Genomic DNA, 16499 nt, shown 5'->3' on the forward strand with positions numbered 1-16499 from the left:
GAGCACATCGAGCGGGTCCGAGAGATAGTGCTTGTAGAGTATCTTGAGCAGCTTGCGCCGCACGCTTCGTGGATGTCGCATCATGGGTGCAGAGTATAGCGTGGACGGCTCTTTACGCCAAGCGGGACACCGTGCCGGCACGGGGGAGCGCGCGTGCGGGGTTCGTTACGTTCCCGGGGTTGGCCGTGATATGATTGCGGTATGTTGCAGGGCGCAGGGTAATCGGGGCCAAGGGCCCGAAGGAGATAGGAGGCGCGAAAATGACAGAGCGCATCGGGAGAGAGTGCAGGAGCAATGCGCGGATGGCATTAGACCGTTTTCCGGCGGCTTGGGGCGTGTTCTTCATCGTGCTGGTCGTCAGCGCTGCCGCGTCGGCTTTGGAGGGGAGCGCTATTACCTGGCAGAAGTTCAGCGCTGACGGTGTAGTTGAGTCCCGCGCGTCGGAGGTCCGCGTACTGTACCCGGAACTCGTGCATCAGCCGCTGCTGGCCGGCGAGCCATTTACGCACGTGATCATATCGCTGCGCGCGGCAACTCGTAGTTCGGGGCCGGTGGATTGGGACGATGTGGCCGGGACGGCGCTGCGCCGACGCACGATTGCGGAGGCACAGTCTCGCGTTTTGAGCCGGCTTGGGGGGGCCGCGTACCGAATTGGGTTTCTCTATGAAAATGTCCCGGCATTTTCCGCGCACGCAAGCGGCGAAGCTCTTGCGGCGCTGATGGCGGACCCGGATGTGGCAACCATCGAGCCTGTGCAGCGGCGTGACCCGTTCCTGCGCCAAGGCATCCCCATGATCAACGCTTCGGCGGTACGCGGCACGTACAACGGGCAGGGCGTTTCGATAGCAATCGTGGATAGCGCGTTCGATTATACGCACCCGGAACTGGGCGGCGGCGGATTCCCAAACGCGAAGATCATCGGAGGCTACGACTTCGGCGATGATGACAGCGATCCGTTTCCGAACGGCAGCGATTCCACGCTCTGGCACGGGACTTCCGTGGCGGGCATTGCCGCGGGTGCTCTCGCGGAGACGGGCGACTACATCGGCGGCGTAGCATACAATGCGAAACTCTATGCGCTGAAAGTGGCGCAGACCGCGGACGGCGCGCAGTATGACGCAGCAATCCTCGCGGCATTGGACTGGTGCATCACGCATAAGAACGATAGCCCGGCGAATCCGATTCTCGTGGTGAACATGAGCTTGGGCGCGGGTCAGTTCTTTGCCGCGTGCGACGGCGTATCGAGCGTATGGGCGGATATGGCCGCGAATCTGACGGACGCGGGCATTACGGTTGTTGCGGCGACGGGCAACGAAGGCTTCTGCAACGCGATCGCGCTGCCCGCATGCCTGTCCGATGTGATTGCCGTCGGCGCGTTATGGGACGCGGACCTCGGCGTGGTGTCGACGTGCCTGTCAATGGATTCCTGCCTAAGCCCGGTCGCGGACCCAGGCTGTCTGGCGGGGCAGGGCGTGGGCTCGCAGACCGCACTTTCGGCGGGCGTGACCTTGTACTCGAACAGCGCCACTTTCATGGATGTCTTCGCGCCGAGCCACACCTGTTACGCTCCCGATGTCGTGGGTGCGGCGGGCTACAGTTCGGGCGATTTCTATGATGTTTTCGGTGGCACTTCCGCTGCCTCGCCGTATGTGGCGGGGGCAGTGGCCTGCCTGCAACAGGCTGCAAAAGCGAAGACCGGCAGCTACCTGCATCCCGTGGAAGTGCGTGCGCTGCTGGAAGCGACGGGCGCGGACATTACGGACCCGAAGGCCGTGCCGGCTGTCACGAAACCCTTGGTCGACTTGCAGGCCGCCATTGATGCTATCGGAGAGGGCGAAGGGGAAGGCGAGGGCGAGGGGGAAGGAGAGGGCGAGGGGGAAGGAGAGGGCGAGGGGGAAGGAGAGGGGGAAGGAGAGGGCGAAGGGGAATGCGCGGCTTCACTCATCAGCCCCGCGGCCGGTGCGGAGGTCACGTTTCCGGCTGATTTTTCGTGGAACACTACCGGTCTTTGCTCGGGACTGGCTATTGCTTTCGCGACGAGCACTACGCCTTCAAATGTTGCAGTTGCCGGCGTAACAGGAAATGGTGTCACGATCACGGAGGGCGACTGGAACGAAATACTGGGCATTATCGGCGCTGCGGAACCCTACTACTGGTCGCTTGGCGAAGTGGCGGGTCAACTGTATACGGCGGCGTCGCCGTGGCGGGCTTTCTCGGTCGCGGTTATGGACAGTCTCGCGGAATTCGACCAGGCGTGGAGTGACTTCGACCAGCATTACTCCTATTTTGCCTACAAGAGCATTGATTGGGACGCCTTGAAGACAGCGTACCGGCCGAATTTCGCCACGGTGCTGACGCCGCCGCAGTTCGCGGAAAACCTGAATGCCATGTTGAACGAACTGCACGACTGGCATGTCTACGTGGACGACGGGCAAGGCGGGCTCTACGGCTATAACGGCAGTTACGAGACGAATTTCCCGCCCACGCTGCTGACGCAGTACACGGTGGGCGGGTCTTATGCGACGGTCGGCAACGACGTCATCTTCCATGCAATGCTTACGGGCAATATTGCGCACATTGTAGTCGACACGCTCGATGCCACGGCGTTCTCGTCGGTGCCCGATGCGGCGATTGAGGGTCTGTTTGCGACGTATCAGAGCGCGGACGCGATGATACTCGACATTCGCAACAATTCAGGGGGCGCAGAAACCAACGCGGCGGAATTCGCGTCCCGGTTTGTCGCTTCGCCGGTCACCTATGGCTATACGCGTACGCGCAACGGCCCCGCTCACGACGACTTCGGCCCCCTGACCGAGAAAACGCTGCAACCCAGCGCGGAAACGCACTTCAACGGGCCGGTCGCCCTGCTGATTGGCCAGCGCGTCATGAGTTCCGCGGAATGGTTCACGCTCATGATGCGCGCCGCGGGCGCGGCGCTGGTGGGCGACACGACGCGCGGCGCCTCGGGCAACCCGCAGTTGTATTCGCTGCCGAATGGCGTGTCCTATGCCATATCGTCGTGGGAGGCCTACACGGCGGAGCAGGTCATATTCGAGGATGTGGGCATCGAGCCCGATATTGCCCTGGCGCCCGGCGCGGCGAGTTTTGACGCGGACAGCGATTTTGTGCTGGAAGCGGCAATAGCGGAGTTACAGGGGCAACTGACGGGCGCGGTCAGAGTGTTCATAGAACCTTCAGCGGCGCGATCGGCGGGTGCGCAGTGGCGCATCGATGGCGGTACGTGGCGTAACAGCGGCGACACCGCTGCCAGCTTAATTGTTGGATCGTATACGGTGTCCTTCAAGGACGTCGCGGGTTGGGACACGCCCGAGTCTATCGTCGTATCGGTGGCCGCGGGCGCGACGCAGACGCAAACCGCGACGTATGCATGCGCGGTCGAGGCGCCCGGGAATGTCAGCGCGTCTGATGGTACGGATGCGTCGCAGGTCGTGGTCAGTTGGAGCGAGTCCCCGGGTTCAGGGGTCGAATATCAGGTCCTGCGGGGGACCACGCAGGACAGCGCGAACGCGACCGAAATCTCGGGCTGGATTTCCGGAACGACCTTTGCCGACGCAACCGCCGCCGCGCCAAGCGTGGAAACGGTGAACCCGGGCGGCTGTTTCAGCGGTCCGCAGACGCAGGTTGTATTTCAGTACTACTATTATTGGGTCAGGGCGCGGTTGGACGATACATGCATGAGCGAAGCAAGCGGGGGCGACCGCGGCCATCGGGGCGAGGCCAAGGGGGCTGCGGCGTCGGATATCGCGCCCGCGGAACAGCAGTCCAGACCGGTGACAGCCGGGTCCGACGCAGCCACGCTGGCCTGCGGCATGCTGGGCATCGTGGCGTTGGGTCGTGTATCCAGGAGACGTTGTCCGCGGCGAAGCGCCGCCGGGCATGCGTCAAAATGAATGCGGACTATCGGAAAGGATTGTCCTAGTACGAGAAAGACAAGACACGGAGGCCAGAAATGTTTGGGCGGATGTTATCAGTGGTAGCGGGAGTCGTGTTGTTGTGCGGGGTGTGCCTGGCCCAGGAAGCGGCAGCGCCCGTGGACCGGACAAACCCGCTGCCCGTTGCGCGCGCGGTGGTGACCAGCGTGATTGCGGGCGACGTGAAAGGCCTGTTGGACCTGTATCACCCGGAATCCCGCAACGGACAGGACCTCAAGCGCCTGGAAGAGCAGTACAAAGGGCATTTCGACCTGCTGGTGGAATACTTGAGCCGCACGACGAAGACGGTGTGTGACGCCCTACAGGTCGAGCCGTCGTTTGGCGAAGTGACGCTTGAAGGCGACGAGGCGCTGGTGCCCGTCGCGTTCAGGAGCCGCGTGCAGAGCGATTTCACCTATGAATTCACGATGCGGATGAAGCAGGCAGGCCTGCCGGACGGAACGGGCACCGCCTGGTTCGTCTTTGAAGACGGCATGGACGACTTCTATGTCCGCGCGGAGGAAGCGTCCGCCGACATAGACGCGCAGATGGACGCTATGCGCCAGGAGTTGAATACGCGGGCCTTGGCGCTCTTGGAGGAACAAGAGAAACAGGACCGCGCAGCCGCCCTTCAGTCGCCGGCCGGGAGCGCCGCGCTCTTTGTGCGGTACCTGGTAGAGGCAAACCCGCAGGGGGCGGTCCGGCTGTTGCATCCGGAGTCGGAACTGGGCAAGCAGGCGCGTCCCCTGGAAGCCGGGAACGCGGAAGCGTTCCAGGTGTATGCGCGCTATATGAACCGCGTTGCGTCCCTTGTGTTCCAGGAACTGAAGATTACGCCAGAATTTGGCGAAGTCAGCATGGCGGGGGAAACGGCGGTCGTTCCCCTGAAGTTGAAGAGCGAGACGCAGCCGGACCTTGCGCTTGAAACGCCGGTTGAACTGCGCGAAAGCACGGCTGGCGAGGCTGCCGGCCACGGGTGGCATGTGTGGAACGGCGAGGCCGTTTTGAAGCTCCTGCTGACGGCGGGGGGCGCGCAGCCTGACTTGGCGGAACAGGTCAAGTCGATTCAGGACAACTATGAGGAGCGTCTCCAGGAAGTGAACGTCAGAGGGCCTTTCGGAAGACGCGAAGTGCCCATTCCCGAGAACGCCGCCACGGTGGACCGGTCGCGGCCGCGCGACGTGGCCTCGGCGTTGCTCGGCTTCAGCAGTAAAGGCAACATCCGCGAGGTCAACGCACTGTTTCATCCCGAATCGGACCGGTCGAAGCGATGGACGGAACTTGGCGCGGAAGCCGGAGCACAGGAGAATGCATTGAAGATTTCAGCCGCTGTCTACACGACCTTGTTCGAATCGCTCGAACTGGAGTGGGATGCCGGTGATGTGACCCTGACCGATACCGGGGTCACGGTGGCTGTGCACGTGACCAGTGCGGTCAAACCGGAGATCGCCGTCGACGAAACCGTGGCGCTGAGGCAGCATGCTCCGGAAGGCGGGATGCAGGGCTGGTACGTCTGGGAGACGAAGCTCTTCGATGCGCTGGAAGCCGCCGTGGGCGAGCACGATGCGGAATTGGCGGCGAAACTGAAGGCGCTTGAGGAGGAAGCCACCGGGGCGGAAACGGCGCAGGACGAGGTGGAAGAGAAGGCAGAAGAACGGAACGCAGAAGAGGCAGAAGCGGCGGAAGAGACGGAGCAGGCGCCGGATGCGTCGGAGGAGAAAGCAGACGGCGCGGAATGAGCGGGAAGACACCTGCGCCAACGCGCTTCCGGCGTGCGGCGCCGCCGTGGCTCAGGGTGCGTTGCCCGTCTGCGCGAGGGCCGTGTTGAGCCATTCGCGGGCCTCTCGGAGGTCGGGCCGGAGAATGAGCAGTTTTTGCACGTAGGGGATGAGTTCGGCGTGCTTGCCCTGTTCTGAAAGGACTTCGCAAAGCTTATAGAGCGCGCCGACATGCTTGGGGTCCAGGCGGATTGCCTCCTTCAGTTGCGCGGCGGCCTCGTCAAGGCGGTTCAAATGGGCAAGCTGGGCGCCAATATTGGCGCACGTGTTTGGATTCAGCGGGTCCAGCTCGTGGGCGGTGAAATACTCCACGAGAGCTTGTTCCCGGTCTCCGAAGCGCACCAGCAGGTCGCCCAGATTGTTGTGCGCGAGCGCGAACTTCGGGTCGAGACGCAGAGCTTCCAGGTAATGCTCGCGCGCCTCCTCGATGCGTCCGGCGACGGCCAGCAGGTCGGCCAGACCGCAGTGGACTTGCGCATCGCCGGGCCGCAACTGGAGCGATGTCTCGAAGGCCCGGATAGCTTCTTCCTTCTTCCCAATATCGATAAGAGCGAAGCCGAGGTCCTTCAGCCGGGTGGGATTCCCGGGGTCGAGGGCCGCGGCTTTCTGATAATGACCGGCCGCGGCGGCACGGTCGCCCAGCGCGCGTTGCGCGGCGGCCAGGCCCGCGTGCGCGTCCGCGTCCTCTGGCGCGAGCGACAGGGCTTCCTCAAACTGCGCGGAGGCATCCGCGTAGCGTTCGAGCCGGTTGAAGACGAATCCGAGGTTCTTATGCGTGGCGGGATTGGCGTTGTCAAGAGCGAGGGCTGTCTGATAATGCTCCGCGGCCGCCTCATAGTCCCCCGCCGCGGCGAGCAAGTCGGCGAGATTGTGGTGAGCGGGCGCAAGCGCCGCGTCGTGCCGTATGGCTTCTTCAAAGTGCTGGCGCGCCGGTTCCGTCTCGCCTGTTTGTGCCAGAGCGAGCGCAAGATTGAAATGCACGCCGGCATCGCCGGGCCGTTCCTTGATTGCGCGTTCATACCAGGCTATGGCGTCCCGGAATTGCCCTCGCGCGGCAAGGACCAGCGCCTTGTTGAACAGCGCGGTGGCGTTGGCGGGGTCGCGGGCGAGCACGTCTTCAAATCGGGCGAGCGCTTCGTCCGCACGGCCCGCCTGAAAAAGCGCATAACCCAGATTATTCAACGCATCTTCGTAATCGGGCTGGATCCGAACGGCCGCTTCATAAGCGGCAATGGCTTCCTCGCGTCGGCCGAGCATGGCAAGGGCCGCGCCGTAAGTGAAGTAGAGGCTGGCATCCTCGGGAGCAGCCGCAAGTGCGGGGGCAAAGTGTGGCAGGGCCTCCTCGTACCGTGAGAGCGCGGAGAGGCACATTGCGAGATTGTAGTGGGCATCGGGGTAATCCGGCTTGAGACGAAGCGTATCCTGGAAATGCGCCGCCGCATCGCCGTTGTTGCCTTGCGCTTTCAAGATAAGCCCCGCGTGGTAGTGGGCATCGGCGATGTCCGGGTCGCTGCGCAGGGCGTGTTCGAAGGAAGCCAGGGCCTGGGCGGTGTCACCGCGCGCATACAGGAGATAGCCCATATTGGCCAGAGCGCCCGCGTGGCCCGGGTCGCAACGCAGCGTCTCGTTGAAGTGTCGCAGCGCGGATTCGGTGTCGTTGCGGCGCAGGTATGCCAGACCCAGATTATAATGCGTTTCGGCGCTGCCCGGGGCAATCTCCAGCGCCTGCTCAAAGTACGTAATCCCCGTGTCCAGGTCGCCCGCGCGGACGTTCTCCAGACCCATGTTGAACAGCGCGCGAGCGTTCCGTGCGTCAATGGCGAGCGCCTGCCTGAATGCGCGCATGCCTGCTTCCCGTTCTCCCTTCCGGACCAACTCGTCGCCGATATTCACGAACGCGTCCGCGAAGGACGGATCGGCATCGATGGCCCGGCGATACAACGCGATGGCGTCGTCGGTGCGCCCCTGCAGGGTGCATGCCCGGCCATAGTGAAACAGGGTCCGGGAGTCTTCCGGCTGCGCGGCTATGGCCGCCTCGAAGTGCGGCAGGGCTTCTGAAACCCGGCCTGTTTCGGTCAAGGCGCGCGCGAGATGCGCATGGACCGGCGTCATATTCGGGTCCAATCGCAGCGCTTCCGCGAAGTGTTCGGCCGCGGAAGCGAATTCGCCTTTTGTTTCCAGCACAAGACCGAAATTGTAGTGGGTCGTCGCATTATCGGGTGCCTGCGCCAGAGCGCTTTGATAGTGCGCAATGCTCTCGTCAAGCCGGTTCTGGCGCGCGCGCTGGAAACCGAGATTGAAGTGCGCTGTGGCGTCGCCGGGATCGAGCGCAAGGGCTTCCTCAAAACACGCGATGGCCTCGCCGTACCGGCGCTGCTGGTCGCGCACGTAGCCGAGGCCGTTCCACGCGGCGCCATAACTGCGACGCAGGCTCAACGCCTTCTGATAGGCTTCGGCGGCTCTTTCCCAGTCGCTTGTTCTGGCATAGGCTGCAGCGAGGTTATAGACGATTTCGGGGTTATCCGGCGCTGCTGCCGCGGCCGTTTCGAGAGCGGAAACGGCTCCGGGGACATCCCCGACCCGGAGCCGCGCGAGCCCGAGGTTGTATTTCACCTCGGTATAGTCCGGTTTCAATTGAAGCGCGCGTTCGAAGTGATGCAGCGCCTGCTCAGCGTTGTTGTCTGCCAGCCAGAGCACGCCAACGTTGTAGTGCGCGTACGGGTCGTCCGGGTATTCGTCAAGCCAGCGCGAGAAGTGTTCGAGTCCGGCGGCCATCAGTCCCTGGGCCTCATAACTGGTTCTGCGCTCGTCGTGCCAGCGCGAAACATTGGGCGCATAGGGGATGAGTTCGGCATGAGCGGCTGCGAAAAGCCCGGCAAGTATTACGCTCCAGAAGACGACTCTACGGTGTTCCTGGGCGGCCGCCATTTCCAGGATGCGTTGCAGGCCGTAGGCACCGAACAAGAACAGGAAGGGAATGAGCGGAATCCGGTAACGCGACCCGATGATGAGAGGCAGGAAGAGCGCGGCGTAAGCCGCGACAAACAGCAGAAGCAGGACGATTACCTGTCCCTTGTGGCCCGAGAACCGGGCGTCCCCCGCGAAAACGCGGTTCTTGCGGAGTCGGATGGCGGGCCACGCGTCGCGAAGGATTAGCAGGAGTCCGGCAAGAAACAAGGAGAAAGGCAGTGGAAACCCGGGCAGGTAACGCAACGTGCGCGACGCGCGCTTCTCACAAGCAACCACCTTGTTCTCGTCGATTTCCATGGGGCTGACGGTCAGGATGGCTTTTCGCGCCATCAGGCAGGTCACGTGGCCCGAATGGTTCCGGATGTATTGCCAATTCACGCCGTTCCAGAACCGCATCCAGTCTCGATAAGACGCCTTCTTGCCGATTTTCTTGCTCACGGAATCCACCATCTCCTGCATGGCCATGAGACGCGGATTCCCACTGGGGAATAATTCCTGCAGCAAGGGGGAAACGGAGGAGTACCCATCAGCGGCCGGGTGATTCCCGAGATGAATGCTTGTTTCACCAGTGTATGCGACGGGAACGAACGCACCGCATGCCCGGTAGTTGTGGATGGTAATTGGGGAAACGGTCAATGCGGCAATGGCGGCGAAGCCCAGCGCGTTGACCGCTGCCCTGGTGCGTGTTTGGCGGTGAAACGCGGCCCACAGCATCCACACGAATATCAGAATGCACGTCGTCATGGTCTCCGCGCGCACCAGAACGGTGATGCCCATGCAGAAGCCGGCCGCCATGGCGAGGGACCCATGGGGCCGTCGCGCCCATGCCTCGAGAAGATTGAAGAGCAACAGAAGTAGAAACAAGAAGAGCGCGGGCTGGTTTAACTCCATTTCGTAATATACAAAGGCCCAGTAGGTTGCCATGAAAGCGGCTGCAAAGAGTCCGGCGGCGTCGCCGAACAGGCGCCGTCCCAAGCGGAAGGATAGCAATGCCGTTCCGAGCCCAAGGACGATCTGCGCCAGTCGGGGAACGAGATAGTCCAAACCTCCGGCCCAGTAGACCGCGGCGAGGAAGAAAGAATAACCGGGCGCGTTAGGCAGGGGAAATCCTTCAACAAACGGGCTGGGACCGCCACCGGGTGGTGTCCAGTCGCCGGTGACAATCGCGCGCGCCCAGTAGTCCCGGAAGCCCGCGTCGTGCAAAGGCCTGGTGAAATCGGGCAGACGGCGCGCTTCGTTCAAGTAGGCGAGCCGCAGGCCAAGGCCGGCAAGGACAATGACCGAAAGCGCCAACAGAACACGTCTTGATACGGGTGGAAGCTGTTGCGTGGCCATCGCGGAAATTTCCCTCTATGCCGAGGGCATTCCAGGCGTGCCGGACGCCGGTTTCAGCGCGGTGTACCCATCATGCGGGACCGCGGCGCGTGCGTTCAGGCACGCCGCGGTGATTTCATACACCTGCTCCACGGAGATGAACTGCATGCACTTGTTGTCCTGGCAAAAGGACAGCCGCTGGTTGGCCGCACTCAGGCAAGGACTGCACGCCAGCCCTATGTGAATTGCATGCACACGCGGGCCCAGCGGCGCATAGAGAGCCGGGATTTCCGGTCCGAACATGACCACGATATCCACGTCCGTAAGGGAGGCAAAATGGGCGGGACCGCTATCGGAAGTGACGAGTACTTCGGCTTCGTGAAGCAAGACCATGAGGTCGCGTAAGGCGAATGCCCCCGCGAAGTTGAACGTCCGCCCGGGGTCGATCGCTTGGCGCAATGCCTCGGCTTCCGAAGCGCCTTCGGCAATCCCGGAGATCGCGATGGAAACATCCGGGAAAGTGGCCAGAATCCGTCTGCCTAACGCCAGGTAACACGCGGTCGGCCAGCGGCGTATGGGCATGATGTCGTCGAACTTGGGATTGAACACCACCCAACGCGTTGCCTGGAATGGCGCACCGTGTTCCTCCATTATGGCGCCCAAGCGGACGATATCCGCCCGCGCCGGTCGAAAAGGCGAAAGCCGATCCTCATGAGCGACGGGAATGTACTTGGCCAGCGGCGCCTCGTCGGGGTCGCGCTGTGCGGCGGCCAGGAGGACATCATAGTGCACCGCGACGTGATGGTGCGGGTTGTACTGCACCCGATGGGTCAGCAGATTGCCGCGGTAGAGCCCTTCATTCGCGAAACGATGCAATCCGACGCGCCTTGATGCACCGGAAAGAAACGCAACTATTGCGGAAATCCTCGCGAACAGTTCCATATCGACCGTGGTGTCGATCTTGCGCGCGCGAATCTTTAGCAACGCGCGCATCATATCTCCCACAAACTGCAGGAACGAATCATCGCGGACAACGAGGATGTTGTCCGGAGGCAGAAGACCCATGATGTCCAGGATGGCCCGGTTCTTCTGGAAAGCGAGAAAATAGACGTTTTCCTGGCCAACCAGACCGATGGCGTCCTTCATTGCCTGGGAAGCCAATACGGTAGCGCCTTGTTCGGCAAGCTTGATGAACAGGATGCGCCGGACCGGGAGCAGGGATTTGCGCCAGCCGGGCAACATGGCCGCTATGCGACGGAACGCAGAGAGCATGAAACACACCGGCACGCCGATGTAGAAATCGATCCCGCGAGTAGTCCGGATTTTCACGTTGGTTGCCCTGTCGCGGTTGTGGTTTTCGTGACGTTGCGCTGATTATGCCACGAGCGAGCGCGAGTAGCGAATCGGGCCGCAAACAGGTTGTTTCTTGGTGGGCCTTCCGCGAGAATCACGGACACGCGGGCGAACAAGGACGCGGAATCCGGGCCAGAGGCGTTCAATGCTGCGCGGGGCCCGCGCTTTCGATGCGCGCGCGAAGTTCCTGATTTTCCGGCGCAAGTTCGAGAGCCGCCCGGTACTGTTCCAGAGCATCGGCGGACCGTCCCGCGGCGGCAAAGGCGTCGCCCAGGTTCACATGAGCCGGGAGCAGCGACGGGTCGAGCCGCACGGCTTCTTGCAGGTGGATAATCGCCTCGTCCACGAGTCCCTGCCGCAGCATCATGTAGCCGGTGTTGTTCTGCGCTTCCGCATAGGCTGGCATTAGCCCGATGGCTTTGCGATAGCAGTCCAGTGCTTCCTTCGGCTTTCCTGCCTGGTCCAGGAGCAGACCCAGCCGGTTGTAGGCGTACGCGTCGGCCGGGTCCGCTTCAAGCGCGGCGACGAGTTCGCGCGCGGCCTCTTGCGCACGCCCAACCGATAACAACAGGTCACTCAGGTTCAGCCGGGCGCGGTTGCACACGGGGTCCAGCTCGAGAGCGCGGCGGTAGGCCCTTTCTGCTTCGGCGGTCTGATTCAGCTGGTGCAGCGCGAATCCTAATCCGTTCCATGCCTCGCAGCGGCTTGGTTCGCACTCGCAAGCGCGCCGGAACCAAGTTGCGGCATCCCGCCATGCCTTTACGCGCACACAGGCTTCGCCGAGATTCAGGGTAGCCTGCGTGTCATCCGGTCGCGTCACAATCACCTGTTGAAATTCGGAGATTGCCTCTTTCACGCGGTCATCGTGCAAGAGCAATACCCCTTTGGTGTTGTGCAGATCCGCATTGGCTGGAAAACGAGCCAGACCCGCGTCCAATGTTTCGAGCGCCGCCGGGAAATCCCGCCGGTTGGAGAGCAGGCGTGACAGGTTATTGTAAGCCGCGGCATCGGCCTCGCCCGTGGTCACCGCGCTGCGGTAGGCCTGCTCCGCACGGTCAAATTCATTTGCCGAAGCTAAGACCAGACCCTGCCGGAAATACCACGTGCTCTCGGAAGGCTCGTATCCCGTCGGGTTACGCGTGAATGCGGCAAAAAAGAGCAACGCAAGCGTAATCGAGGCGAGCCCGGCGCGCACACGCCGCTGCGCGAATGCGCGCACGACGGCGGTCAACCCGTATGCGGCGAAGAGCAGCAGAAACGGCAGTATGGGCACGCGATAGCGTCCGGCGATGAAAAAAGGCAATACGGAAACGAAATACGCGATCACAAAGGCGAAAAAGAGCGTTGCCTCGGCGCGGGAGGCGGGCGGCGCGGCGCGGCGCTGCCGCCAGAACGCGAGGAAACCCAGCGCCGCCAACGACAAAACTGAGGCAAACCCAGGCAATGGCGCCAGCAAGCGCGAGGCCCGTTTGTCGGCCTCCGGCATGGAATCGTTTGTGACCTCACGCGGACCCCAGAAGAGCAGCGCCTTGCGAAGGGTCTTTCCGAAGAAATCCCCTGGATGTGATTCAATATAGTCGAACGCTTTACGATAGAAATAGGCGCTCGCCTCCGAATACTTGAGGTCCGGCTTGTTCAGTTTCTTGGCGAGCCCCGCGACGATTACGGGGTAATCGAAGCAGGACCAGTTATCGATACCCGCCAGTTCGCGCAGCTCCGGGATGCGCGGTTCGGTTCCCGTGGATTCCGGATTGTTGCCAACGTAGAAATTAAGGCCGCCAAACGAAGAGAGGAAGACAAAATCGCGGGAAACGGCGTAATTTCGGACCACGGCAGGCGCAAGGGCCAGCGTAATGCCCGCCGTAAACGCCGCCGCCGCCACTATCCAGCAGCGCAGGGCCTTGCCAGTTGCGGTGGTGTTCCTGAGCAACCAGAGCATCCATAGCAGTACCACCGGCGCGAAGAGAAGCCCATTGGGGCGGAAAAGGCCGAACACGCCAAGCAGAATGCCCGCGGCCAGCGCACGCATGAAGCCGGGCCGCAACCTCCATCCGCGCAGGAGCAGCATACAGGAAAGCAGCGTGGTGACCGCGACGCTCGGATAAGATAGCTGCCCTTCGAAGTATGGAAAGGCCCAATAGCTGCCCGCGAACAGCGCCGCCAGCACGGCCGTGACCCGCCCGAACACCGCCCTGCCCAGAAAAAAGAGAAGGAGCATATTCAACAGGCCAAGCCCCATCTGGACCAATCGCGGCACGGCATAATGGACGCCAAAGAGCCAGTAGACGCCCGCAAGAAACCAGGGATACCCCGGGGGACGCCCATGCGGCGTCGCGCGGATCTGCGGGTCATTGACACCCGGCGGCAGTTCCCAGTGGCCGGTTACCAGGCCGCGCGCCCAGTAGTCATGGTATTGCGGGTCGTAAAGAAGATGCGTAAAGGAGGGCGACGCGGCGATTTCGCGATAGTAGGCGATACGCAACCCCGCGGCAAGGACCAGGGTCAGCGCGAGTGCCAGCCATTCCCATTGTGCAAATGGTTTGCCGGGGGCTATGTCTTTCTGATGGTCCATTCGTTGGTCTCGTCCCTTATGGTATAGTCTGAGACTGGGTCTTGGCCACCTTCTTGATTCGTTCTCGCGTGAATGCAATGATTACGCCCATTGCCGCAGCCAGGAAAGAACCGTTTTCACATGTCCAATGTTTCCCAGCAGGGGGGCCTCCCGTCTCTCTCGATTGTCGTGCCGACGTTCCGTGAGGCCCAGAACCTTCCCGAACTCGTCGAACGCATCGAACTGGCGTGTGGCAGTCGCGGCATTGTTGCGGAAATGCTGGTCATGGACGACGACAGCCGCGACGGGATCGTGGAGGCGGCGGAATCCCTGGCGCGGCCCTGGTTGCGCGTGGTTGTGCGCAGAGAGAACCGGGGCCTGAGCGCTGCTGTGCTGGACGGGTTTCGCCTCGCGCGGCACGAGGTGTTACTGGTCATGGACGCCGACCTGAGCCATCCGCCGGAGAAAATCCCCGAGATGCTCGAGGCGCTGGCATCGGGTGCGGATTTCGTGCTGGGCTCGCGCTACGTGCGCGGCGGGTCGACGGACGAAGACTGGGGGTTCTTCCGGTGGGTAAACAGCCGCGTGGCCACGCTGCTGGCGCGCCCGTTCACGCGCGTAGCGGACCCGATGAGCGGTTTTTTTGCGTTCCGCCGCGACGCTTTCGAACAGGCTGCGTCCCTGAATCCGGTCGGATACAAGATAGGCCTCGAGATCCTGGTCAAGTGCAACTGCCGCGACATACGCGAGATTCCCATCCATTTCAGCAAACGCAAGCACGGGGAAAGCAAGCTGAATCTCAAAGAACAAATACGATACTTGCAGCACCTGCGCCGCCTGGCCATCTACAAATTCGCGAACTGGGCCCATTTCGTGCAGTTCGGCATCGTTGGTTTCACCGGTACCATCGTCAATCTGGCCGTCCTGACGCTGCTGGTCTTTCTGGGTGCGCCGCTCCGTGCCGCCGTGGCCCTTGCGATCCTGACGGCCATGGTGTCGAATTTCGTGCTGAATCGCGAGTTTACGTTTTCCTATGCCCGGAGCGGGCCGTTCTGGCGGCAGATGTTCGGGTTCATCGCGGCCAGTTCCGTCGGGGCCGTCGTGAATTACGCCACCGTGCTCGTGCTGTTACACACGTGGCCCGTGCTCGAACGTCTACCCCAAGTAGCTTCCGTCGTGGGTATCCTTGCGGGATTGATCTTCAATTTTTTCGCCAGCCGCTATCTCGTCTTTCGCGCGCCCGGAAAGTACTCTTCATGAAAGGTGGCTTGACAACCGGCCGGCAGCTCCGGAGATAATTTGCCTCCGGCGCCCGACCGGGAGAACCCATGCTGAAGAACCTCATACTTATTGCCGTTTCCGTTGCCGCCGTTCTGGTGCTGTCGTTCGCGTGCGACTGGGCCGTCGGCAAGGCAGCGCCGGAACCGCGCCTGCCCGGCGTACTCGAATTGATCTTTCCGCCGCATGCGCAACAAACCTTCGAGACCACCGAGTTCAAGTACACGGCGCACATCAATTCGCTGGGCCTGCGGGAACGGGAGCTTCCGCCCGAGCGCGGCGATGTGTTCCGCATCGTGGCCATCGGCGACTCTTACACCTACGGTTGGGGCGTCGAGCAGGAGCAGACTTGGCTGCGCCTGCTGGAAGAACTGCTCGCTGCCCAAGGCTATCCCGTGCAGACCGTCAATCTGGGCAAACCCGGCTCGGGTCCGCCCGACTATGCGGCCCTTGCGGAGCGCGCCGTGCCGATTCTGCGACCGGACCTCATTTTAGTGGTGTTGCTTCAGGGTAACGACCTTGGCGCGGCCGGCCCCGAAAACGTGACTGTGCCCAAGGGCAACCGGTTCGATTTTCTCCGTCAGATTTATCCGAACACAATCCGGTTACTGCACGACCTGCGGCGGAACCGCGATTTCGGGAACCGCGGACAACAGGAAATGCCGCCGCAGAAATCGTCGGGCGAAGACAACCGCCGATGGGCCGCGAATACAGCGCAGGAATTCCATGAAAAGATGACGCCGGAGGAGCGCGCACGGTTCGACGCGCTTGAAGACCGGGTCAAAGAAGCGTTCCTGACCGGCAACCTAAATCCGTACCTGATTGACCTGGCTTTGAAGAATCCTCAGTTCTATTGCCTTACCATGGACCTCGAAAATCCGTGGACAAAGACCTGCATCGAACGCACTGCGGGGCAGCTGGCGCGGATCAAGAAGGTGGCGGACGATTTCGGTGCCACGGCACTGGTCCTTTCGATTCCGGAAGGTGCCTACGTCAACGAGGAGGCGTTGCGCAATATCCGGCGTGTGGGCTACAACGTGCCGGACAACCTGATTGACAATACCGCGCCCGATGAGGGCATTCGCCTGGCGGCGGAAAGGGCCGGTTTGCCGTTTCTGAGCGTCAGCGATGCGTTCCGGGCGCGCCGCACGGAAACCGGCTTATTCTACGAATTGGACGGGCACCTGACCGTTGCGGGCCACCGCTTATACGGCGAGGCGCTGAGTGAGGCATTGACCGGAGCTTTTTCGGACTTGCTGCCTGCACGGCAGTAGAGGCGCTGAACGCAAGAAGACCCCTCCCGACAGCCTGCTGGGTCTTGCC

Annotated in this window: 7 protein-coding genes; 4 read left to right on the forward strand and 3 right to left on the reverse strand. The window is 62.1% G+C overall.

The window, feature by feature from the left end:
- Window positions 1-302 precede the first annotated feature (302 nt).
- Both KA184_03855 and KA184_03860 read left to right on the forward strand, forming a co-directional pair.
- Window positions 303-3911, forward strand: coding sequence for a S8 family serine peptidase (locus KA184_03855; GenBank protein ID MBP8128691.1), 3609 nt, complete (start codon window positions 303-305; stop codon window positions 3909-3911).
- Window positions 3912-3982: 71 nt separating this feature from the next.
- Window positions 3983-5671 carry a hypothetical protein gene (locus KA184_03860; GenBank protein ID MBP8128692.1) on the forward strand — a complete coding sequence of 563 codons (1689 nt, stop codon included), beginning with the start codon at window positions 3983-3985 and terminating at the stop codon, window positions 5669-5671.
- A gap of 51 nt (window positions 5672-5722) precedes the next feature.
- On the opposite strand, the gene KA184_03865 is transcribed toward KA184_03860, so the two are convergent.
- The 3 genes from KA184_03865 to KA184_03875 all read right to left on the reverse strand — a co-directional run bounded on the left by KA184_03865 (window position 5723) and on the right by KA184_03875 (window position 13919).
- Complete coding sequence (locus KA184_03865; protein MBP8128693.1) at window positions 5723-10015, reverse strand: tetratricopeptide repeat protein; 4293 nt, start codon at window positions 10013-10015, stop codon at window positions 5723-5725.
- 15 nt (window positions 10016-10030) lie between these two features.
- Window positions 10031-11323 (reverse strand): glycosyltransferase family 9 protein, encoded by a 1293-nt coding sequence (locus KA184_03870; protein MBP8128694.1) that lies wholly within the window; start codon window positions 11321-11323, stop codon window positions 10031-10033.
- A 166-nt stretch (window positions 11324-11489) separates the two neighbouring features.
- The gene (locus tag KA184_03875) at window positions 11490-13919 is read right to left on the reverse strand and encodes a tetratricopeptide repeat protein (protein ID MBP8128695.1); all 2430 of its coding nucleotides are present in this window, start codon (window positions 13917-13919) and stop codon (window positions 11490-11492) included.
- A 120-nt stretch (window positions 13920-14039) separates the two neighbouring features.
- Between KA184_03875 and KA184_03880 the strand changes: the two genes are divergently transcribed.
- Both KA184_03880 and KA184_03885 read left to right on the forward strand, forming a co-directional pair.
- Window positions 14040-15158, forward strand: coding sequence for a glycosyltransferase family 2 protein (locus tag KA184_03880; protein MBP8128696.1), 1119 nt, complete (start codon window positions 14040-14042; stop codon window positions 15156-15158).
- A gap of 68 nt (window positions 15159-15226) precedes the next feature.
- Window positions 15227-16450: an SGNH/GDSL hydrolase family protein gene (locus tag KA184_03885; GenBank protein ID MBP8128697.1), complete on the forward strand. Its 1224-nt coding sequence runs from the start codon at window positions 15227-15229 to the stop codon at window positions 16448-16450.
- The last annotated feature ends 49 nt before the right edge of the window (window positions 16451-16499 follow it).

The organism is Candidatus Hydrogenedentota bacterium (assembly GCA_018005585.1).
Classification (GTDB): domain Bacteria; phylum Hydrogenedentota; class Hydrogenedentia; order Hydrogenedentales; family JAGMZX01; genus JAGMZX01.

Bases quoted from the DNA above. Each gene is read 5' to 3' on its own strand.
- KA184_03885 (MBP8128697.1), top strand. From the start codon at position 15,227: ATGCTGAAGAACCTCATACTTATTGCCGTTTCCGTTGCCGCCGTTCTG.
- KA184_03860 (MBP8128692.1), top strand. From the start codon at position 3,983: ATGTTATCAGTGGTAGCGGGAGTCGTGTTGTTGTGCGGGGTGTGCCTG.
- KA184_03855 (MBP8128691.1), top strand. From the start codon at position 303: ATGGCATTAGACCGTTTTCCGGCGGCTTGGGGCGTGTTCTTCATCGTG.
- KA184_03865 (MBP8128693.1), bottom strand. From the start codon at position 10,015: ATGGCCACGCAACAGCTTCCACCCGTATCAAGACGTGTTCTGTTGGCG.
- KA184_03875 (MBP8128695.1), bottom strand. From the start codon at position 13,919: ATGGACCATCAGAAAGACATAGCCCCCGGCAAACCATTTGCACAATGG.
- KA184_03880 (MBP8128696.1), top strand. From the start codon at position 14,040: ATGTCCAATGTTTCCCAGCAGGGGGGCCTCCCGTCTCTCTCGATTGTC.